Here is a 21597-nt window from a genome sequence, read left to right as displayed (position 1 = left end):
ACAGTCAAAATTTCTAAAGAACAATGACAAAAAATATAATTCTTGCAGGTGTTGGAGGACAAGGTATATTGACCATTGCAGCCATTATCGATCAGGCGGCCATGTTTAATAATTTATTTATAAAGCAGGCTGAAGTCCATGGCATGAGCCAACGTGGTGGTGCGGTACAGTCGCATCTTCGAATTTCTGATACTGAAATCTATTCTGACCTTATTTCAATGGGTACAGCCGATATGATTATCTCTCTCGAACCCATGGAAGCACTACGCTATATGCCGTTTTTAAGCGACAAGGGTACTATCATCACCGCTACCAAACCTTTTATCAATATTGGGAATTATCCCGATGAAAACAAGGTAATAGATGAAATCAAGAATAGTGGAACTAATTATCAATTATTAGATATCGAATCCTTAGCTCAAAAAGCAGGAAATTTGCGGACAAGAAATGTAGTGATGGTCGGTGCCGCTTACAAATATTTAGGTATTCCGCAAGATTTGCTCGAAAAAAGTATTCGCCAATTGTTTGCTGCAAAAGGAGATGAAATAGTCAGTCAAAATTTAAAAGCTTTTAAATTAGGACTCGGTGCAAACGCGTAAACATAAACTTATACCTAAATACGATTAGAAGTATCACATAAAATAACGATAACCTATTTATGATTTGGAATGAACATATCGAAGCCGCAAGTCGTGATGAGCTTACAAACATTCAGAATGAGCGGTTGGTAAAAATGATTGAACGCATATACTATAATGTGCCTTTTTATCGTAAAAAATTACAAGAACAAGGTGTTAAACCCGGAGATATTAAAAGCATCGATCAATTAAAGGATTTGCCTTTTACCAATAAAACCGATTTGCGCGACAATTACCCTTTCGGTCTTTTTACAGTGCCTCAAAGCGATATTGTTCGCTTGCATGCTTCGAGTGGAACAACTGGCAAACCAACGGTTGTGGGTTATACACGTGCAGATATTAGCCTCTGGAGTGAGGTGGTAGCTCGTTCGCTATCGATGGCCAATGTAGGCAAAAACGATATAATTCAAATTGCTTACGGTTATGGCTTATTTACCGGAGGATTAGGAGTTCATTACGGAGCTGAAAAAGTTGGTGCTTCGGTGATTCCTATTTCTGGTGGTAATACAAAAAAACAATTACAGCTTATGCAAGATTTTGGTTCAACTGTAATTGCATGTACACCTTCGTATGCCGCTTTTTTAGGCGAAAGCATCCAAAAAGGAGACATTGATAAAAACAACATTAAACTAAAAGCAGGAATATTTGGCGCCGAACCCTGGACCAAAGAATTGCGTTTTCAGGTTGAAGAAATGCTCGGATTAAAAGCCTTTGATATCTACGGACTTAGCGAAATTATTGGGCCAGGGGTTTCTATGGAATGTGAACATCAATGTGGGATGCATATTTTTGAAGATCATTTTATTCCGGAAATCATCAATCCTAAAACCCTCGAAGTATTGCCTTACGGTAAAGTTGGAGAGCTTGTATTTACAACAGTAACCAAAGAAGCAATGCCCTTGTTGCGATACCGGACTCGCGACCTTACTCGTTTGTATACTGATAAATGCGAATGCGGACGCACAATTGTACGAATGGAGAAATGTTTAGGCCGCTCAGATGATATGCTTATTATTCGTGGCGTAAATATTTTCCCTTCTCAAGTTGAGGCTGCTTTGCTTGAAGTAAGCAATACAACCTCGCATTACCAGTTGGTTGTAAATCGCGAGGGTAACCTCGATACCCTTGAAGTGAATGTTGAAGTAGACGAGCAGTTTTGGTCTGATGAGGTAAAAGTACTTGAAGGATTGCGTACTCGTATTCGTAACAGTATGGCCAGCACACTAGGTATTAGTGTAAAAATTAATTTAGTCGAGCCCATGTCTATTGCCAGATCGGAAGGTAAAGCAGTAAGAGTAATCGATAACAGAAAAAAACAATCATCATGATAATAGAACAATTATCCGTTTTTATAGAAGACAAAACTGGTCGTTTAACCGAAATGACTAAAATTTTAGCCGAAAACAATATTAATATCTCGGCATTTAGTATTGCCGATGCAGCCGATTTTGGTATTGTGCGTATGATTGTAAATAATCCGATCAAGGCCAAACAGGTTCTGAAAGAGAACAAGTTTTCAGTGAATATCACTGAAGTAGTTTGTTTGGTAGTTCCTCATGAGTCGGGAGGATTATATAAAGCACTTCAAATATTATCTAAAAACAACGTACCTGTCGACTACATGTATGCTTTTGCATTGGAAAATAAAGCTTCTGTAATTATTCGCTCCCCTTCTAACGATACGATAATAAAAGTTTTGCAAGAACATAAAATAGAATTACTTAAAGCCAGCGACATTTATTCTATATAATATTAAAAAGGTATCTGCGTATCCGTTTTCATGCATAATTGAGCCAATTCTATTCATAAATTTGAAATAGAAATTAAATACGTACTGAATTTTAAGTATTTAAAGCTATGATACTCTATCGCATTTCTAGATTAAAATCCGATATGACAGTTAACGGACATTCGATTTTATAAATCTGTTTTTAAATATTGCGTCATTTTGCTATGTTATTGGTTTTATGGTGGCTATCATTATGATCCAACTAGCTATAAACTGTCAACACCAATTTGCGAGAGCCTCCATGGTCGCGATATTCGCCCAGGTAAATGCCCTGCCAGGTTCCAAGATTCAACCGGCCGTTGGTAATCGGAATCGTCAGTTCAGCACCAATAATTGAGGATTTAAGGTGCGCCGGCATATCATCAGCGCCTTCGTAAGTGTGGGTGTACACGGGATGATTTTCGGGAATAAGTTTATTCACAAACGACTCAAAATCGGCCCGGACTGATGGATCGGCATTTTCATTTAAGGTAATTCCCGCCGAGGTATGCTTGATTAAAACATGTAGCAATCCTTTATCGGGTAAATCAGGCAACTCACGGGTAACTATATCTGTTATCAAGTGAAAGCCTCTTCTAAATTTTGGTAATTGTATTTCTTTCTGTTCAATCATAATTTTTTGGATATTTTGCACCGGATGCTGGATTATTTTGTCTTCTTTACTTCCACATAATCAAGAGGATTGCAGAAGGCTCCCCACCCTGTTTTCACTTGCTGCTCGCTGTGCTATTTTTGCTACCACGCAAGCAATCAATCGAAACACAAATTTACAAAAACAATTAGAAATCCTTAAACCTATTCCGTTTGAAGCCATCTTTTAATATCTTGCGGTGCGCAACCAAATCATCCGGAATAGATTTAGTTGAACCCCTGTTGCTATGAAAGGAAGACGAACTAAGTACCTACTGCTTTTGGCTTTATTTTTTACGTTCCTTGGATTACTGAGTGAATCAGTACAGGCCAAACGAGCACACCTTGTCCGAAATCAAGGATTTTTTTACAGCATTGAAGGAATTTACGGGACTAACTATAAGCTAACGACCAACTACTTAATTGATACGGAAGCTTACAATCCATCGTCCTTTGGCTTAAAATCAACCGTCAATTGGTTTATCAATTATCATCTTTCGGCAGGCGCAGGGCTCGGGTTTCTGCAGTATCAAAGTCCGAGAATGTACACGCTGCCAATTTTTGTCAACACGCAAGCCTATCTGAGCAAAGGCTCAAACACACCTTTTGCTTATGTAGAGGGAGGCTATGGGTTCCGGTTCAATGACGATACACAGGATAAAGGTTTTCTATACGAATATGGACTCGGATTTCGTTACCGCATCAAATGGAATAGTTTTCTGGTTTTTAAGGTTGGCTACCACAACTACAAAAACAACGAATGGCAATGGCAATGGAAGCCGTTGGAAGAACGCACTGCCGAAGATCCTTATCAGTGGTACAATTTAAGAAGGCAAACCATCACCTTCACGTTGGCGCTGTACTTTTCGACCCGTTACTGAGAAACTTCCGGTATAACCTTGCCAATGCAATAGTCGGGAATATCGAACCCCAATAAATTTAGCAGGGTTGGCACAACATCCACCCCGTCAACGGGGTTAATGGTTATTCGCTTTTGAATTCCTTTACCAAACCAAATCAAGGGAATACGGGCATTGTCAGTATAAATCGTTCGTTTGAATTTATATTCTGGCTGCCAACCATCTTCCAGCATAAAAAGCACATCGCCCGATCGCTTCAAATTATACGAATCGGCAATCGTTGCCAGCTGACTTCTTAAGTAGTCACCCCGCTCAAAATCAACCGAGGGCAGCGAAAGTTTTATTCCTTCGAACTGGTTAATAAAGGAGGCTGCTTTTCGCTGAACATCACCCAACTCAAGTCCGTTTTTTTCAATCAGCTCACGATTTAGGTAGATTTGCTGATCGGTAACAAACTCAACCCATTCGCCCTGTCCATAGCTAATATTTAAAAATGATTTTAAAAGAGCTATCATGCTTTCGGGAGCAACAAAACCAACCGGCATATTAAATTCTTCTTTTAAATAAGCAACCGGATAACTTGTTGAACACGCCGAACTCAATACAACCAGATATTGGTCTCTGCCTACTTTTTTATCGAGAAAGTTTAACAGGTGTTCCAGATTTCTATCCAAGCGTAAGTACAAGTCTTCAATTTCAACAGAGTTGGGGCTAAACGAACCTTGCTCATAGTCCATCGATGAAAAATTAAGAGCCAGCAAATCCGGAACATAGTCTTGGCCAAGCCGCTCAGCATCGATTAAAGATAAAGCAAAATCTTTCACCATGGTATTTCCGAATGGTGTTGTCTTCAATACCTTATAATTTCCTGCACGATTTTTTAATTTCTTGAGGTTATACGGAAAAGTGTTCCACTTTTGATAATAGCCGGGCTCCAGGATGTAATCATCTTCCAGACTTTCGGTGTAGCTCGTTGCCGGAAGCAAAGTTGCCCAATCGCGATCCAGATAGAGGTCGGCAAATCGCTTATCGTTGAATGTGCGTGCCCAACCCGGAAATTGATCAACAAAATAAGACGTGCTGATCATGTGGCCGGTTAATTCATCCATCCAGTAAGCACCGTCGGCTGCATGACCAGCTGAAAGAACAGCGCTGCTGGCATTAAGCGCAACAGAAAATACCTTAGCTTCATTTTGCGAATTGAGTTTGAGTACGTCCCCGATGGTTGGCATTAACAGGTTGGCCGACGAAATCTGACCTTCTTCCGAGTCACTTCCTACTGTAATATAATAGTTGTCTTCAAGGGCACTCACTTCCTTTTCGCGCAAGCGGTCGTACCAGCTATCGTTTACAATTCCATGGCGAGCCGGGTACACGCCGGTAAAAAGTGTTGGCACCCCGGTAATGTTCTTTTTGATGTGCAGGTCCATCGATGTATTACTACAAACCGTTCCTTCGTTCATCAACCTGCGAAATCCGCCTTGCTGAAACTGATTCCAAAACCGACTGATGTAATCGGTACGCATTTGCTCCACATTAATCACAACAACCAATCGAGTCTGGTCGGATTGATTAACAGGAATTTTTTGCGAAAAAACAGGAAATGAGCTCAGTATAAAAACCAGTATTAAAAGCGTCTGCAATCGATTCAGCATAGTAAAATTTTTAGGAACCCAAAAATATAAAAAACTTAGCAACACACGAATTAAACGAAGAAGGATCGAAATAATTTCGACGGATAAAAAATTGACTGGGAGAATCGTACGAGAACTCACCGGAACATTGAAAAACAAGTTTTATAGAAAGTACGGATTCATGTAATTTGTGCCAACAAGGTGCGGTTGTCAATTCGTCGATCACTCTGTATTTTGTTTGTTTATTTGTTTCGATGAATGGCGCTCCATAGTGGACAATCTTTTGAGATGATCTGCCCTTTCCGATAACTGTTAAGCAACTGAACTGACCGCTGAGCAAGCTCTCGTCGTACTGCACGCCGCTCCCCTTTTATGCGGGCAATTTTCATGTTATCGTAAGCAGTAGTTTGATGGCGCATCCATGCAATAACAGCGCGTGCAGCACGCTCTTCAACCGGAATGCGCTGTGTGCGGGCAACAGTGCCACTGCCAACAGGAATCGCATGATCAGTAATAGCCTGAGCCATTTTTTGCTCTACTTCTTGGTAAGTTGAATGAAAATTGAGATAGCGAACTACGGCTTCGAAAAACTCACCTTGGTAAACCACTTGCTTTTTCTCGCGGCGAATAATTTCCGACGTCCTTTTCTTCTGATAACGATCTGTTTGTCGGACAGCAGTAACCGTTTGCTTTGCATTTGCAATTGTAGCTGCCGGCGCCCACACTCCTTTCGACATTGTCCGTCGGCCTTTCTTTACCTGAACCCGCCAGTACTTCCCTTGTGCTGTTACTTTGCGGGTAATTCCAGCATCTCCAGCCGGCAAAAACTCCCAACCTTTAGGTGGCGTAAGAGGCTCACCGTACTCGCTGGTCACTTGCCCGTTCTTTCCCGGACTTACGATCAGTATATTTTGGTTACTCATTCTGCTATTTCTTTTTTCGGTTTACCCCACGAACTGCTTTCTCAGCCCATGGATCTTCGGGCCAGGCATGTTTCGGATAACGACGCTTCAGTTCTTTTTTAACTTCAAAATAGATATTGTCCCAAAAACTTCGCAGGTCGGAAGTAATTTGTACTGGTTTAAAACCCGGCGACAGCAAATGCATCAGCACATTCACCTTTCCATCATTTACAGTTGGCGTATCAGTCATTCCAAAAACTTCCTGTAAACGAACGGCCAACACGGGAGCAGCACCGTTGGGTTGATACTCCAAACGGATTGAAGAACCGCTTGGCACTTCGACTTTTTCGGGAGCGAAACGGTTTAGTTGGGTTTGTTGCTCCACAGTCAAATGATAATGAAGAGCTGATTTTAAGTCGATTTTCTTCAGATCAGCAGGTTTGCGAACGCCCTGCAGGTAAGGTGCAAGCCACTCTTCATTGGTCATTAATAGATTGCCTGTTGAAACGTCAGGCCAACTCCCCGTCGGTTGCCACTTTCGCATACTCAGCACCCTGTTTTGCCACTGCTCGACCTGTTTATTGAAGTCAAGCAACTGCTCTCCTTCTTTTTGGACAGCATCAACAATAGCTTGCTGCAAATGACTTTGATCGGGGTTAGGTAGTGGTTTTGATTGTAAAATAATGGAGCCAACACGCAACTCTCGAACTGCATTTAACCCGCCATTTCGGGTATCCCAGGTAATTAGGTCTCGTTCTTTTACCAAAGGAGCCAAATCTCGTGGGTTCAGAGGTGAAGCCAAAAAGATCTTTCCCATTCCTTCGCGTGCATTTAGGTGAGCAACTGCTAACCAGGCTTCATGTGCCAGCTCATCCTGATGACCTGCCATTACTAAACTGCCATTTGACAATTGAAATTGGGCATTATTGCCAACACGTGCATGTCCAATGCGCTCGGGGTAAGCAAATACCAATAACAGCCCTGTTTCGTATGGGTCAACAACTTCATTGCTTTCATCGCAGCCGATCAGTCGGCGATACGACTCAGCAACCTTATCGATGCGACTCATTTTTTTGCTCATCCGGTTTTCAGCGCGCTGCTTTCGCAATGCTTCAATCCGAAGATTTATATCGATACCGGCCTCGCGTCCGAGTGGGTCACGCTCTTCAAGAATGGCTGCCAGATCGGTAGCAAGTTCCAAATTGCCATGTTGCTTTGCCATCAGAAGCATGTGTGCAATGCGCGGGTGGCAGGGCAACCGATGCATGGCTTTCCCATGTTCCGTAATCCGACCGCTGTCCAACGCTTCCAATTGATGTAAGAGTTCTGTGGCCTGCAAATAAGCGCCCTTGGGTGGTGATGTGAGCCAGGAGAGTTGACTTGGATCTGTAATTCCCCATTGAGCTAAATCCAGCACCAGATCAGCAAGATCGGCCTCCATAATTTCTGGCACTCGATGCTCGGCCAATTGATCCTGCGTTGCCCGGGTCCACATCCGAAAGCAGGTTCCGGGTCCCAAACGTCCGGCGCGACCAGCTCGCTGATCAGCTGAGTCGATTGATATCTGCACTGTTTCCAAACGCGAGAGTCCATTGCCCGGATCGAACCGGGAGGTGCGCGCATAGCCACAATCAATCACGACCTGCACTCCTTCAATCGTTAAGCTGGTTTCGGCAATTGAAGTAGCCAAAATGATTTTTCGTTTGCCTTTAGGATTTGGAAAGATGGCTGCTAATTGCTTGTTTTTAGGAAGCATCCCAAACAGCGGATGAATCTCGAAAGGTAAGTTCTCCTTCTTCAACAAACCCTCACATTTTCGAATTTCTCCTTCACCCGGAAGAAATACAAGGATATCGCCTTTCGTTTCCTTAATCGCACGCAATACGGTTTGTGCGGTTAAATCGGGGAGCATGCGAACATCATTTCCTCCAGTATATTGAATATCTACCGGATACTGGCGCCCACTGCATGTAACAGAAGGAGCCTGCAATAAGTCAACCAGCTGGGGCAAATTTAAGGTAGCCGACATCACCACAATGCGCAAATCAGGACGGAGAATTTGCTGGGCTTCGCGGCACAAAGCCAAGGCTACATCGGCATGAATACTGCGCTCGTGAAATTCATCAAAAAAGACTGTCGATATCCCCTCCAGCGAATTGTCGGAGTGCAGCATTCGCGTCAGAATTCCTTCGGTAACCACTTCAATCCGTGTCTTTTCACTCACCCTGTTTTCGAAGCGAATGCGATAGCCAACCGTCTCTCCTACTTTTTCGCCAAGCAACGAAGCCATTCGTTCAGCAATAGAACGCGCTGCCAATCGCCGTGGTTCCAGCACGATGATCTTTCCGGTGCCACTTTCATCCAGCAATGCAAGAGGAACCAAAGTACTTTTACCAGCTCCCGGAGGCGCCTGTATAATAAGAGTATTTTGAAGAGCCAGTTGCTTTTTAATCTCATCCAGGATGGAAACAACCGGCAAATCAATAGTTTCAAAATTTATATTCAACATTAAAATGCTTTTCAGAACACCCTTTAATAGGCAATTCTTAAGAGCGCAAAAGTAGGAAATAAGTTTCACCTAAGCCCCACCCTTAAAGTGAATGGAAGATAAATAGGGAGTCATTGGATTGTTTCTGAAATCTTTTTTCGTTTCCAGTAGTTAGCCAGTATCGAACCTGATATATTCATCCAGGGACTAAAGACAGCTGATGCTAAACCGATTGTAGCCAATTTCCCCATAACGCCAGCTAATCCGGAAGCCATTCCTCCATTTTGGAGACCAACTTCTAACGCCACCGTGCGGCACGAATCTTTATCGAGTCCTAACAAGCGACTGATCGAATAACCAAATGTATATCCCAGTGAATTGTGAATAATCGAAGCCATTAAAATAAAGATTCCGACAGTAAGAATATTTTCGCGGCTGGCAGCTGTTGTAACTGTTGTGAAGTACACAATTCCGAACATTGATATTTTAGGCATAAACCCCTGTATCTTGGGAAGTATTTCAGTCAAATGAAAATACAATTTGCCAACAATTACAGCCCCTAACAAAAAGTTCATCAACTCCATCACCAGCATTGAATCGTTGGATAAAAAGCTAGCCAGAAAGTCCCAAAGAAAGATGTAGGAAGCCAATAGCCATCCAATAGAAATGTAAAAAGCCCAGTTTATTTTCCTGCGGATTGAAGACGAATAGTTTTTATAGGCATCAAACAGCAAAGCGGCACCAACCGGCACAATTACTATTTTTATGATCTGCATGCACATTTCCAAAAAGTTGATTTGCACGTAAGTACTGGCTAGCATTTTCATCAAAAACGGAGTCATTATTGGAGCAACAAGAGTTGCCAAAGTGGTCAGTGTTACCGACAAAGCCAGGTTCGCTTTAGCAATGTAAACCATTACGTTAGAGGCCAAGCCGCTGGAACACGACCCAATTAAAATAATTCCTGCTGCTATTTCGGGGTCAAAATCAAAAATGCGCGTTAGAGCATAGCCTGTCAGGGGCATAATTGAAAACTGACAAATGATTCCGACCAATACGCCTCGCCCCATTGTTCGCAGTCCTGCAAAATCTTTAAGGCTCATTTGAGTTCCCATTCCGAACATGACCAGCTGAACCACGATCAGGATTAGCCATTTGTTTCTTAAATCGAAGCTCCCCCACTGCAAAAAGGCCGAAGGATAAATCATACCACAAACAAAGGCAAGCATGATCCAGGCTGTGTATTGATAGCTTTTTAAAAGAGGAATAGAACCAATGCCAATTGTAATACTAACAGCCGCGATTACGGTCAATGGAGAAATTAAGTTCCCATAACCTGCGCTTAACGAAACGACCAATAAAAGCGCTGCAAGCAACCCCAACCAAAGCATATACCTCTGCAGTTTTTGCATTGGTTATAGAATTTTGGCTAAATATTCCATGGCTATTTTCGGACTTGCCAGAATCGGCACCTTTTTATCTTCTTCCGAAAGTTGGCTCACGACTCGTGCCATGGAGGCCTGAGCCAATAAAATAACATCGACCTGACTCGACAATTCTTTCAAGGCCGAAGCCACCATTTCGTCATGCACTTCAGGTTTTCCTCCCATCAACGCATCAAATGCTCCTTCGCAGAGTTTCGCAGTCAATTCAATTTTCTTTCCCGCAGCTTGGGCTCTTCGCAACACCAGGTCGCTTGTTGGATCCAAAGTTGTAGAAAGTGTGGCGACAACTCCAATCTTGCTGCCCATTTGCACTGCTTGGTCTGCCATTGGTTGATCAACTCGTAATACCGGAACTTTGGTAAGCGATGCAGATGTTTCAACTGCAGATCCAATTGAAGAGCAGGTTACCAAAATATAATCGGCACCCGCTGCTTCAGCAGAACCTATGTAATCAACTACTCTGCGCGAAGTGTCAGCAGTAAGCTCGCCACGTTCAATTGTGTTTTTGATTAAACTATCATCCACGATGTTGAACACTTGAATATCTTTTCCTTTGAGATATTGATCGATTAATTCCTGAAATACCGGAACCAGTGTTGCTGAAGTATGTACTAAACCTAATTTTTTTCCCATAATCGTTTTTCGTTATTGTCGTTAGATTTTCTTTCTGTTTAATTTATATCCTGCCCTTTTGTAAAGCGCCAAAGTAAGTTTCGTCACCGACCTGCCCACCTTTCAAATTCACTTCAATTTGGTCGACCGGGAAACCGGGAGCAAAAGCTCGACACATCGGCGCTCCTGGAAACACTGGTGCAATCATTTCTACCGCTTTAATGCCTAATTCGCGAGCCACATAGCTGGACGTATCTCCCCCTGCAATAATCAATCGCTTTACAGGTACTTGTTTCAATGCTTCGTTGGCTGATTGTCCCAATAGTCGACCAAAACATTTTGCTGTTTGCGAACGAATCATCAATTCATCCCAGCCTTTTTGCCCAAAGAAATTTTTTGTTTCCTGATAACGTGGATCAGTTGGTCCTTTAGAGGTATGTAAAATTACACTCTTTCCTTTTTTCAGAAATTGAACAATTTGTTGCTGATATTCAGCAATTAGTTTTGACTCCTGATCTCCCTCCTCCAATACTTCAGGAGAAATTGCTATTTCTTCAAAACCGTTTTGAACGGCCCAATCGATTTGAGCTCCTGTTATTGGCGACACACTCCCCGAGAGCACCAACATTGGGCTACATTCTTCCAGCCCGATCCATTGGTCTCTGATTTGAAGCACACCAGTCGATGTCCAAAAATCGCCGAGCGCTTTCTCAATGCCTGATGAACCCACCGAGAAAAGTGGCTTTTTAGTATTTGCTTTTGAGTCCAACAATTCACCGATACGAACCATTTGGTTTTCGTACATCGCATCGATAAAGATTATTTTATGTCCTCTGGCAATTTCGCTATTCAGTTTGTCGCTTAATTCATTGCTTGATTTATTTACATCCAACAGATCAACCAACCCCATAGGCTCGTCAATCTGTTTGGTCAAATGATGCCGCAAATCACTTTCGGCAGACGGTGTAATTGGATGTGTCATCATCGAAGGATGTCTGTCCAGCCGATAAATGGAGCCTGCGCTTCCGATTCCCATTCGGGCATAAAGATTTCCAAAGGCCGAATACCGTCCCAAGTTAGGCGCAGCAACCAATATTGGAGTAAAATCATTTTGAAACGACTGGCGACCAGCAACTATTGCGGTGCCAATATTTCCAATTTCGGGTGACGAGTCGAAGGTTGAACATACTTTGTAATGGACATGACGTGGCGACAGCACGTTTAATGAGTTAAAGGCCTCATGCAAGGTTTGAGCCATCTCCTCCGGCTCCATTGCACGGGTCATTCCGGCAACTCCAACGGCATCCAAATCACGAAATTGATCGAGTAAGTCAGCGCTGGGATTTTCTAAAAAAAGAATCGTTTTAGCTCCGGCACGACTTAAAAACTCCAGCGCATCGGTTGATCCGGTGAAATCATCGCCATAAAAAGCAATCAATGTTTTGTTTGTATGCTTCATCGTTACTTAGCTCCCAAACTTTACAACCGACTCGCCAAACTCTTTGTATTGTTTTGCCGCCTCTTCCATCGTCATTCCGTCAACTGCACCTTTCCAGGCCTGATGAAGTGCTTTAACACCACCTTGCGGGCCGGAAGGGTGAGCCATAATTCCGCCACCTGCCATATAAAGCAGATCGGTCGTTTGCGTCCGCCGGTACGTTTCAAAGGCCTGCCCTCCCCACTGCCCGGAGGACACCACCGGAATAACCGATTCATTATTAAGAAATGGAGTACGACACGATTTAATTGAGCGTACTACAGAATCGTCAGATTCCCAGAATTTATTTTTGATGCCGTTTACGTGCATTTGATCAACACCAGCTAACCGCCATATTTTATTGTACGCCGGAAAATTAATGCCCAGCAGCGGATGACGATTGAGCATTCCCCAGCCATTTCGGTGACCATGGATAGAGAGTTCGCCCCAATCGCACACTTGTTTTACACCAGTCCATCCCACGCTGTTAATACTAACCATGGCACAAGTTCCACCGGCTTTTACAACGGTTTCGTAATTTGCTTTCATGGTTTCCAAGTCACCGGTGATATTGAACGCATACATGATTTTTTTACCGGTTTTATTTGCAAATTCATTGATCACTTTCATGATCTTTTCAACACGAATATTGAAGGGAGAGTTTGCTGCTGAGCCCAATAGCTCATCGTCTTTTACAAAATCAATTCCAGCTTCGGCTAATGATTTTACCAAGTTTGCAGTGTATTCGGGAGTCAAACCAACACTCGGCTTTATAATTGTTCCAATCATTGGGCGTTCAGCTTCAACGCCCGCAAGTTGTTTGGTTCCTTTCATTCCGAAATACGGTCCCCTAAAATGGCTGGCAAATGACTCCGGCACTTCAAAATCATCTAGTTTAAGTCCGGTAAACTGTCTTAATTCATAGAGATTCCCTTGCAATGTTGAAATCATTGCTGGAATATTATATCCGAAATTTTCGATAGACCACGAAACCTTGACTTTAGCTCGTTGGTAGTTTTTATTCTCAATAATTTCACCCGGCATGCTTGGTTCCGGCACTTGGTCTAGTAACTCAATATTTTCAACACGAGCTGCAAAGCGGGTCTTTAGTTCATCTGTTTCACCAGGCACCGACACAAAAGTACCGCTGGATTGTTCGCCGGCTAGCACCGCAGCGGCTTTTTCAATCTCAAAGGGGCTTTCGATGAGATAAGTAGCATGAATTCGTTCCATAGCTCGCTAATTTATTAAAATTATTAATGGTAGAACGAACTCTTATTCGGAAAAATGAGTGTTTTATAAACGAAAAAATGCCTTGAAAGATTGTAAATAGTTTGATTTAGAAGATTAGGTTAATATTTCTCCTCTTGCAATTCGAATCCGAAAATGATTATTTCTTGCTTGAAATAACACCAATTATAAAATGAAAATAATCAAGCCTGAATTACATTTCCAAATCAAAAACAAACTCGCAATTTGGATATTCTGATTGAATATTCGTGTGGGTATATTCTTTGATAAGGTCAAGTTGTTTCAGGAAATCAGCGGTTGGTTCCCCGTTAAATTTGGTGATATTCAAAATAATCTTAAATCTCAACCCTTGGTGTTTCTGAACGTTATTAACAGTGTCAAAAATCAATCGTTCTATATCGTGCAACAAGCGCTCTTCATTAAGGTTACCAATGATAAAAACAATGCTTTTACCACCTTCAATTTGCTCATCGGTCTCCATGGCACTGCTGGTGCTTTCTTCAAAGTCGGGAGCCGTGACCGAGAAAAAAACATTTTCCTCGAGGTTGCTGAACTGTAATTCTCCAGTGGGCTCTGAAGTCTCTTCGTTGACAGCCTGAAACCAAACCAATCCTTTTTCAATTTCGCTATGATAGCCTTTGTACAGGAAATAAGTCAGCTTTTGATCTTTGATCATCGTGGCAGCCAAATCAGTAAAAACAAAAGCCTTTGAATTTTTATTTTCTTCGAGTATTGTTTGAAGAAATTCGTTAGAAAACTCCTTCATTTTTATTTCGTGCTGTTCACCACCATCTGATTTCAGCACGATAAAATTTCGTTCTTTCAGAACAGGACAATTCTTATTCAGACACAGCTCGTTTGTTTGTTCTATCAGCTTTTTGAGTTCTATGGAGGCTTTCAGGTACTTCATTTTCGATGTGGTTTTCTACAAAAATATCTAAAAGTTGTCCATTATTATCGAATCAGACAGCTTTCGGAATAAGAGAAAATCAAGAGTTAACATACGCCGGAATAGTAATAATCCAAGTCAGGTATTCTGTGGAGCTAAAACAACATAGGTGTAGAGCAAAGTCCCTTCATTGTTGAATGAGTGGGTCAGCAATTCAACTGATTAAAGGGGGTTTGAATCAAACAACTATTATGGCATGGTTTTTTTAGCTAACGAGGTACAAAATCTATCTGTCATGACTAATCAAGGAAATTCAACAAATAAAAATAAAGTCAATCAAAAAAAACATCCGCAGCATGAAAAATTACCCCACAAACAGCAACATGCCCAGCATGGAAACCAGTCCGATTCGTCAAAAGAATCACCGCAAAAACACGACGATGATCATCCCAAGCATGATCATCAGCAACAAACATCTAAATCCTCCAATCACAAGGAGAAACAACAGGAAGAAGAGAAGCAACACCTTCATTCTCATTCCCACAATAAAAAAGATGATGATCATAGCGGTCATCACGAGCATGACCATGGCTCACATGATCACTCCGGTCATCATGCAATGATGATCAAGGATTTCAGAAAGCGCTTTTGGATTTCCATGGTGTTGACATTACCAGTTCTGGTTTTGTCACCTATGATTCAAGATCTGCTGGATTATAATTTTTCCTTTGGGCAAGACAATTACCTGCTATTTGCTCTTTCAACAGTCATTTTCTTGTATGGAGGCTGGCCATTTTTAACTGGCTTAGCCAATGAGCTAAAGAAAAAGCAGCCCGGAATGATGACCCTAATTGCAGTGGCGATCACTGTTGCCTGGGGATACAGCTCGGCAACGACATTTGGTTTAGAAGGAAAAACATTTTTCTGGGAGCTGGCTACCCTGATTGACATTATGCTTTTAGGACATTGGATTGAGATGAAGTCAGTTATGGGTGCATCCAATTCGTTACAGGAACTGGTTGCCCTCATGCCATCCGAAGCTCACCGCCTGACTGACGGTGATGTGGAAGATGTGAAAGTTGATCAACTTGAAAAAGACGATCTCGTATTGGTTCGCCCGGGAGAGAAAATTCCGGTTGATGGTTTTATTGTTGAAGGAGAAAGCAACATTAACCAATCGATGGTAACAGGAGAATCGCAGCCCGTTAAGAAGTCAAAAAACGATGAAGTTATCGGCGGTACTATTAACGGCAACAGTTCGCTAAAACTTAAAGTGAAAGAAGTTGGCGAAGATGCCTATTTAAATAAGGTCGTGAACATGGTGCGTGAAGCTCAAAATAAAAAATCGAAAACACAACATTTAGCCGATCGCATTGCTTTATGGTTAACGGTTATTGCGCTAACCATTGGTTTTGGTACCCTGGCCGCATGGTTAGCTGTCGGAAAAGATTTTGCCTTTGCACTCGAACGAATGGCAAGCGTCATGGTGATCACCTGTCCTCATGCATTAGGATTAGCGGTACCTTTAGTTGTTGCAATTTCAACCTCCATTTCGGCACAAAACGGGTTACTGATTCGAAACAGAACTGCTTTTGAAAACTCGCGTAAAGTGACACTACTTGCATTTGACAAAACCGGCACACTTACCAAAGGAAACTTCGGAGTCACACGCTATCAATCGGTAACTAAGGATTATGATGACGAGGCTGTTTTAAGACTTGCGGGAGCAGTTGAATCAGAATCGGAACACCCATTAGCAGCCGGAATTATGAAGAAGGTAAATCAGGAAAAAATTGATCTGCCTGAAATAAAAGACTTCAATGCGATAACCGGAAAAGGTATTGAAGCAAAAGTAGAAGACAAACAGGTGAAAGTCGTGAGCCCCGGATATTTAAAAGAAAATGATTTAGGAATACCGGAAGAGGCAAACAAAAATGAACAGGAAACCGTTGTTTATGTTGTCATTAATGAACATTTGATTGGTTTTATTGCCATGGCAGATGAAATTAGAGAAGAATCATACGAGGCAGTAAAAACACTGAAAGAAACTGGATTGAAACTCTATATGATGACCGGGGATAATGAAAAAGTAGCAAAGAGCGTGAGTGATGAACTGAAGCTTGATGGTTACTTTGCAAATATTTTACCCGATGAAAAGCAGGCAAAAGTGAAAGAATTTCAGGAAAATGGAGAATTTGTAGCCATGACTGGTGATGGTATTAACGATGCACCGGCTCTGGCAACTGCCGATGTTGGGATTGCCGTTGGTTCTGGTACCGATGTGGCAGCAGAAACCGCAGATATTATTTTGGTCAACAGTAATCCGAAAGATATCGCGTCTTTAATTTTATTTGGAAAAGAGACATACAAGAAGATGATTCAGAATTTCATATGGGCGACAGCGTATAATGTTGTCGCTATTCCGCTGGCTGCGGGTGTCCTATATCAATCCGGAGTTATTATCAGCCCTGCGCTTGGTGCTGTATTAATGACTTTCAGTACCATTGTCGTTGCCATTAATGCTCAATTACTAAAGAAAAAGCTCAATATAAATAACCACTAATAAAAAAAAATCATGAAGTACTACATTGAAAAAGTAACCGACTACACCTTTGACGAAGCCATTGAAAAAGTAACAGAAGAACTCAAAAAAGAAGGTTTTGGCGTACTGACCACAATTAATATCCAAGAAAAGCTAAAGGAAAAACTGGATGTTGACTTTCGAAAATACACGATACTCGGAGCTTGCAACCCTCCGGCCGCATATCAAGCGTTGCAAGCCGAAGACAAAATTGGAACAATGCTGCCGTGTAATGTCATCGTTCAGGAAACCAGCGACAATAAAGTTGAAGTTGCAGCTGTAAATCCGATAGCCTCGATGATGGCAATTGAAAATAAGGATTTGGGTGGTATCGCCACAGATATTAAAAACAGGCTGGAAAAAGCAATTCAAGCTGTTTAACACATTACACACATGTAAAAAATGAAAGTACATTCTCCAAAATGAGCCTGACGTCGATTGGTAGTTGAAATAAACAACACCAATTCTTTCTTAATTAAAAGAGTATTATTTACTATATTGTGGGCTACAAAGAAGTTTGAGTATTTTAATTCACTCAAAAGTCATGTTAATGCATAAATAATATTCATCCTAACGAATAGAAATAGCTCATTATGGAAAAGAAAATAATCTTGGTTGTGGACGATTCTTTGGTTATGCGTCTGAAAATTGAAGATATTTTAAATGATTTCCCCAACGTTGATGTGATTCAGGCGAAAGATGGAGAGGAGGCACTTCTAATGATTGAAAAAGAGCAACCCGATGGTATGGTCTTAGATTCACTAATGCCCAAACTGGATGGCTATGGTGTTATGGAAAAGCTAAAACTCACCAATAAACACATTCCCGTAATTCTATTAACTGCTGATATTCAGCCTACAACCAGACAGAAATACATTGATCTTGGGGTAAGCCACGTGATGCACAAACCTTTTGGCAATCAAGATTTTATAAAATCGGCATCAACGATTTTTCAATTGTCATCTAAAAATTAGGTTATGGAAGTTAGCGAAAAGCACAAGGATGCTCTGCTTGAGATCATCAATATTGGAATTGGGAGAGGCGCGAATGTGTTGAATCAGATTGTTGAACACCATGTAACTCTCGAAACGCCCAGTTTAGATATATTCGATGAAAAAAGTTTGATGAAATTCTTAGCAACATGGACCGATAAAGATTACGCTGCTGTAGAGATGGGTTTTTCATCAACGTTCTCAGGTTCAGGATTACTTATTTTCCCTACCGAAAAGGCCAATAAATTAGTTAAGTTATTTGTTCGGGATCTTCACTTAAACAACAGCAGTGACATCCTAAATATCAGTGCTCTTACTGAGATTAGCAACATCATCATTAATTCTGTTTTTTCTACCTTAAGCGAACAATTTGAAATTGAATTGAAATATGCCATTCCGGAATATCGGCATGGTTTGATTGACGATATTATTAAGTTTGAACCTGACGAGTATGGTAAAGTTGTCTTGTTATGCAAAACTAGTTTTAAAGTAATCGAACTTGACATTAGTGGCAATTTACTATTAGTCTTTTCAATCAAAACGTTTAATGAACTTTTGTCCATGATTGATCAATACTACGCCAACTTATTTCAAAAAAAATAAAAGCTAAATGACTCGTAAAAAGCTTTTAAATTTTGATGCATTTAATTATATATTCAACGGCATATTCATTGTTGACAAAAGACAAAAAGTAGTTTTTTGGAATAAAACAATGAAAGATTGGACCGGCTATGATTTAGAAGATGTTTATACCAAAAAGCTGGATGAAATTTTTCCATCCTTTATTCAGTTTATCTACCAACACCAAATCAATACAGTTCTCAAATTTGGTACAACGGCTATTTTCTCATCACATCTACATCGAAATCTTTACACGGGTGAAAGAAAGATTGAGAGATATCTCCACACAACGGTCAATTTTCTTCCGATGGAAGACTCACAAGAGCCTTACGCCATTTTTTGCATTGAAGACCAAACACAGCTCACTGAACTCATTTTAGAAAGTAAAAGAAATCAAGATAGGCTTATTACACAAGAAGAACAATTGAGAAATGCTAATTTGGTATTGGAAGAGCGAGTTTTAGAGCGAACGGCCGACCTTGTAACCGCAAATGCAGCATTGAAAAAGGAGATTGAAGAACGCTCGAAGAATGCCCGGCAATTGAAAGAAAGCCGTGAGAAATTAAGCCGACAAAATATTGAGCTTTCACATTTGAACTTAAAATTAACCGAAATAAACAACAAACTAAACCAAACGAACGAAGAATTAAACAAATCCAAGATAAAAGCAGAAGAGAGTGACCAGCTGAAATCGGCATTTTTAGCCAACATGAGCCATGAAATACGGACTCCGATGAATAGTATTCTCGGTTTCTCAGAACTTCTTCAAGACGAGCAACTTTCTGAAGAAACGAGAAGGGTTTATTTAAATATGGTATTGAAATCAGGAAAACAGCTTTTAGCATTGATCAATGACGTTCTGGATATTTCGAAAATTGAATCCGGCCAAATAGTAATTACGAAGAAACTGTTTGTTATCCAACATATATTGGAGGAAATTAGGCTAACGTTTAAACCTGAGATTGAAAATAAATCTCTGACTTTTCATATTTACAATGAGCTTCCGGACAAGTTCGAAGCGTCAATAGATTATGTACGTACCAAACAAGTTTTAAGCAATTTCATAAGCAATGCTATCAAATTCACAGACATTGGGAGCATCGAGATTCGGACCAAGCTACAAGATCAGATGCTTTATTTTCATGTAAAAGATACCGGTATCGGAATTCCAAAAGAATTCCATCATAAAGTGTTCAAACGATTTCATCAGGCAAATCAAGACCTGGTTAAATTATACGGAGGAACCGGCCTTGGATTAGCAATTTCAAAAAACTTAGCGCAGCTTATGGGAGGTGAAGTTTTCATGAAGTCAGAACCGGGTGTTGGATCTACTTTTGGAATGCAATTACCGACCAAATAAGTTTCATTTTTTTTAAGGGGGTGCAAAATATCTGTGTAACTTCGCCTTTTTAAAACAAACACGTTGAAAAGTAAAAAATTAATTCGCGCAGAAGAAATAGCAAATACCATTTCTCATGGAATTGGTATTGCCTTGGCGGTTGCCGGAGTGACGCTTTTAACCGTATTTGGTGCTATTTATGGAAATGTCTGGCACATTATAAGCTTTGCCGTATTTGGGGTGAGTATGATTATTCTTTACCTGGCCTCTACCCTTTATCACAGTGCTAAAAAACCGCGTTTAAAAATCAAATTAAATAAGTTCGACCACTCGGCCATTTATATTTTGATTGCTGGCTCATACACACCCATTTCCTTAATTTCGCTTCGAGGATGGATTGGATGGAGTATTTTTGGTTTGATCTGGACACTTGCCATTGCCGGTATTGTCTTCAAAGTTTGGTTTTACCGTTCGAAATGGCGAAGCCTTTCGGCCTGGCTTTACATCGCCATGGGATGGCTGGTTTTATTGGCTATTGTACCTGTCATTCAGCGAGTACCCAATACTTCGCTCTGGTTTTTGTTGGCGGGAGGACTAAGTTACACCGCCGGTGCGGTATTTTATCTATTTCCTAAAGTGCCATTTTTTCATTTGGTTTTTCACGTATTCATTTTGGGCGGATCAGTTTGCCACTTTTTTGCGTTTTTGTACTTGCTGCCTATTTAGCAGCTACAACCTGCAGCAATTGGTCAAAGTCGCCGGGTAATTCTGCTTCAAATGATAGTCGCTCCCCACTTACCGGATGTGTGAAAGATAGTTTTGAAGCATGCAACATCAATCTTCTAAATCCCCATTCGGCTGTTATCAATTTATTTAAAGTAAAGTCGCCGTGATGCGAATCGCCAACAATGTCGTGTCTGTTTTTGGCAAAGTGCTGGCGAATTTGATGCCAACGTCCGGTTTCCGGAAAAACCTGAGCCAGACTCAGGCAAACATTGGTATGCTCTTTATACGATATGTTTGTTTGAATAAGTCGTTCTCTTTTGTACCGAGTCAGCGCATTCTTTTTAAACTTGCTTTTCTTTTTCACGACAACTTTTTCATCGAATACACCTTCTTCAGGAAGTTCGCCCAGTACAATGGCTGCGTATTGCTTGTCAACTTCTTTTCGCTCGAACTGAAGGGCAAGTTCGTGAGCCACTTCCTTTGAAAAAGCTAACACGATCACTCCCGAAGTTTTGGAGTCCAGCCGATGAACATTGTGTACCCATTGATCATATTGATTTCCAATTAATTTGGTCAAGTACGGAGCATCGTTAGGCATAAAGTCGTTTTTATGCACTGGCAGGTCAACAGGCTTGTTAACCACAATCAAATGTTCATCTTTATATATCGTTGGTATGTCCATGATTTCTGAAAAATTAATGTTCGCAAGATACAGTTCTTTTC

20 protein-coding genes are annotated in these 21597 nt (G+C 41.1%); 10 read left to right on the top strand and 10 right to left on the bottom strand.

Translation table 11 applies throughout. The features are described 5' to 3' along the window. Positions 1–23: 23 nt before the first annotated feature. The 3 genes from ACTB00_RS10010 to ACTB00_RS10000 are packed head-to-tail and all read left to right on the top strand — an operon-like array spanning position 24 to position 2388. Positions 24–599, top strand: coding sequence for an indolepyruvate oxidoreductase subunit beta (locus ACTB00_RS10010; protein WP_463299778.1), 576 nt, complete (start codon positions 24–26; stop codon positions 597–599). Between the two features lie 59 nt (positions 600–658). Continuing rightward, a complete protein-coding gene (locus ACTB00_RS10005) occupies positions 659–1966 on the top strand; it encodes a phenylacetate--CoA ligase family protein (RefSeq protein ID WP_463299777.1) in 1308 nt (435 codons plus the stop codon). Continuing rightward, positions 1963–2388 (top strand): ACT domain-containing protein, encoded by a 426-nt coding sequence (locus ACTB00_RS10000; protein ID WP_463299776.1) that lies wholly within the window; start codon positions 1963–1965, stop codon positions 2386–2388. The genes ACTB00_RS10005 and ACTB00_RS10000 overlap by 4 nt, the downstream gene beginning before the upstream one ends. 241 nt (positions 2389–2629) lie before the next feature. On the opposite strand, the gene ACTB00_RS09995 is transcribed toward ACTB00_RS10000, so the two are convergent. After that, entirely contained in the window at positions 2630–3040 is a 411-nt protein-coding gene (locus ACTB00_RS09995; protein WP_463299775.1) for a secondary thiamine-phosphate synthase enzyme YjbQ, read from the bottom strand. A 265-nt stretch (positions 3041–3305) separates the two neighbouring features. Between ACTB00_RS09995 and ACTB00_RS09990 the strand changes: the two genes are divergently transcribed. After that, positions 3306–3938 carry a hypothetical protein gene (locus tag ACTB00_RS09990; protein WP_463299774.1) on the top strand — a complete coding sequence of 211 codons (633 nt, stop codon included), beginning with the start codon at positions 3306–3308 and terminating at the stop codon, positions 3936–3938. Here the strand turns inward: ACTB00_RS09990 and ACTB00_RS09985 are convergent. The 8 genes from ACTB00_RS09985 to ACTB00_RS09950 form a co-directional block, all read right to left on the bottom strand. Next, positions 3932–5572 (bottom strand): alkaline phosphatase family protein, encoded by a 1641-nt coding sequence (locus tag ACTB00_RS09985; RefSeq protein ID WP_463299773.1) that lies wholly within the window; start codon positions 5570–5572, stop codon positions 3932–3934. The genes ACTB00_RS09990 and ACTB00_RS09985 overlap by 7 nt on opposite strands. A gap of 221 nt (positions 5573–5793) precedes the next feature. After that, entirely contained in the window at positions 5794–6474 is a 681-nt protein-coding gene (locus tag ACTB00_RS09980) for a DUF2293 domain-containing protein (RefSeq protein WP_463299772.1), read from the bottom strand. Between the two features lie 4 nt (positions 6475–6478). Beyond that, complete coding sequence (hrpB, locus tag ACTB00_RS09975; protein WP_463299771.1) at positions 6479–8962, bottom strand: ATP-dependent helicase HrpB; 2484 nt, start codon at positions 8960–8962, stop codon at positions 6479–6481. A 110-nt stretch (positions 8963–9072) separates the two neighbouring features. Beyond that, complete coding sequence (locus tag ACTB00_RS09970) at positions 9073–10353, bottom strand: bile acid:sodium symporter family protein (RefSeq protein ID WP_463299770.1); 1281 nt, start codon at positions 10351–10353, stop codon at positions 9073–9075. A 3-nt stretch (positions 10354–10356) separates the two neighbouring features. After that, entirely contained in the window at positions 10357–11019 is a 663-nt protein-coding gene (locus ACTB00_RS09965) for an aspartate/glutamate racemase family protein (RefSeq protein WP_463299769.1), read from the bottom strand. 43 nt (positions 11020–11062) lie between these two features. Continuing rightward, positions 11063–12457, bottom strand: a complete 1395-nt coding sequence (locus ACTB00_RS09960; RefSeq protein WP_463299768.1) for a four-carbon acid sugar kinase family protein — start codon at positions 12455–12457, stop codon at positions 11063–11065. Between the two features lie 6 nt (positions 12458–12463). After that, entirely contained in the window at positions 12464–13708 is a 1245-nt protein-coding gene (locus ACTB00_RS09955) for a ribulose-bisphosphate carboxylase large subunit family protein (RefSeq protein ID WP_463299767.1), read from the bottom strand. Positions 13709–13919: 211 nt separating this feature from the next. Beyond that, on the bottom strand, positions 13920–14636 hold the full coding sequence (locus tag ACTB00_RS09950; protein WP_463299766.1) for a hypothetical protein: 717 nt from the start codon (positions 14634–14636) through the stop codon (positions 13920–13922). Positions 14637–14910: 274 nt separating this feature from the next. On the opposite strand from ACTB00_RS09950, the gene ACTB00_RS09945 reads away from it, so the two are divergent. The 6 genes from ACTB00_RS09945 (at position 14911) to trhA (ending at position 20874) form a co-directional block, all read left to right on the top strand. Continuing rightward, a complete protein-coding gene (locus ACTB00_RS09945; RefSeq protein ID WP_463299765.1) occupies positions 14911–17178 on the top strand; it encodes a copper-translocating P-type ATPase in 2268 nt (755 codons plus the stop codon). A gap of 12 nt (positions 17179–17190) precedes the next feature. Next, positions 17191–17577, top strand: a complete 387-nt coding sequence (locus ACTB00_RS09940; RefSeq protein ID WP_463299764.1) for a DUF302 domain-containing protein — start codon at positions 17191–17193, stop codon at positions 17575–17577. A gap of 212 nt (positions 17578–17789) precedes the next feature. Further along, the gene (locus ACTB00_RS09935) at positions 17790–18170 is read left to right on the top strand and encodes a response regulator (protein WP_463299763.1); all 381 of its coding nucleotides are present in this window, start codon (positions 17790–17792) and stop codon (positions 18168–18170) included. Between the two features lie 3 nt (positions 18171–18173). After that, positions 18174–18791 (top strand): hypothetical protein, encoded by a 618-nt coding sequence (locus tag ACTB00_RS09930; protein WP_463299762.1) that lies wholly within the window; start codon positions 18174–18176, stop codon positions 18789–18791. Between the two features lie 7 nt (positions 18792–18798). Beyond that, entirely contained in the window at positions 18799–20169 is a 1371-nt protein-coding gene (locus ACTB00_RS09925; protein ID WP_463299761.1) for a sensor histidine kinase, read from the top strand. A gap of 63 nt (positions 20170–20232) precedes the next feature. Continuing rightward, the gene (gene trhA / locus ACTB00_RS09920; RefSeq protein ID WP_463299760.1) at positions 20233–20874 is read left to right on the top strand and encodes a PAQR family membrane homeostasis protein TrhA; all 642 of its coding nucleotides are present in this window, start codon (positions 20233–20235) and stop codon (positions 20872–20874) included. Here trhA and ACTB00_RS09915 read toward each other — a convergent pair. Beyond that, positions 20867–21556, bottom strand: coding sequence for an RluA family pseudouridine synthase (locus tag ACTB00_RS09915; RefSeq protein ID WP_463299759.1), 690 nt, complete (start codon positions 21554–21556; stop codon positions 20867–20869). The two genes, trhA and ACTB00_RS09915, sit on opposite strands and share 8 nt — an antisense overlap. Between the last annotated feature and the right edge of the window lie 41 nt (positions 21557–21597).

This window comes from Sunxiuqinia sp. (genome assembly GCF_055140945.1).
Note: the sequence above shows the minus strand (reverse complement) of the source record. Positions and strands in the feature narration are given on the sequence as shown.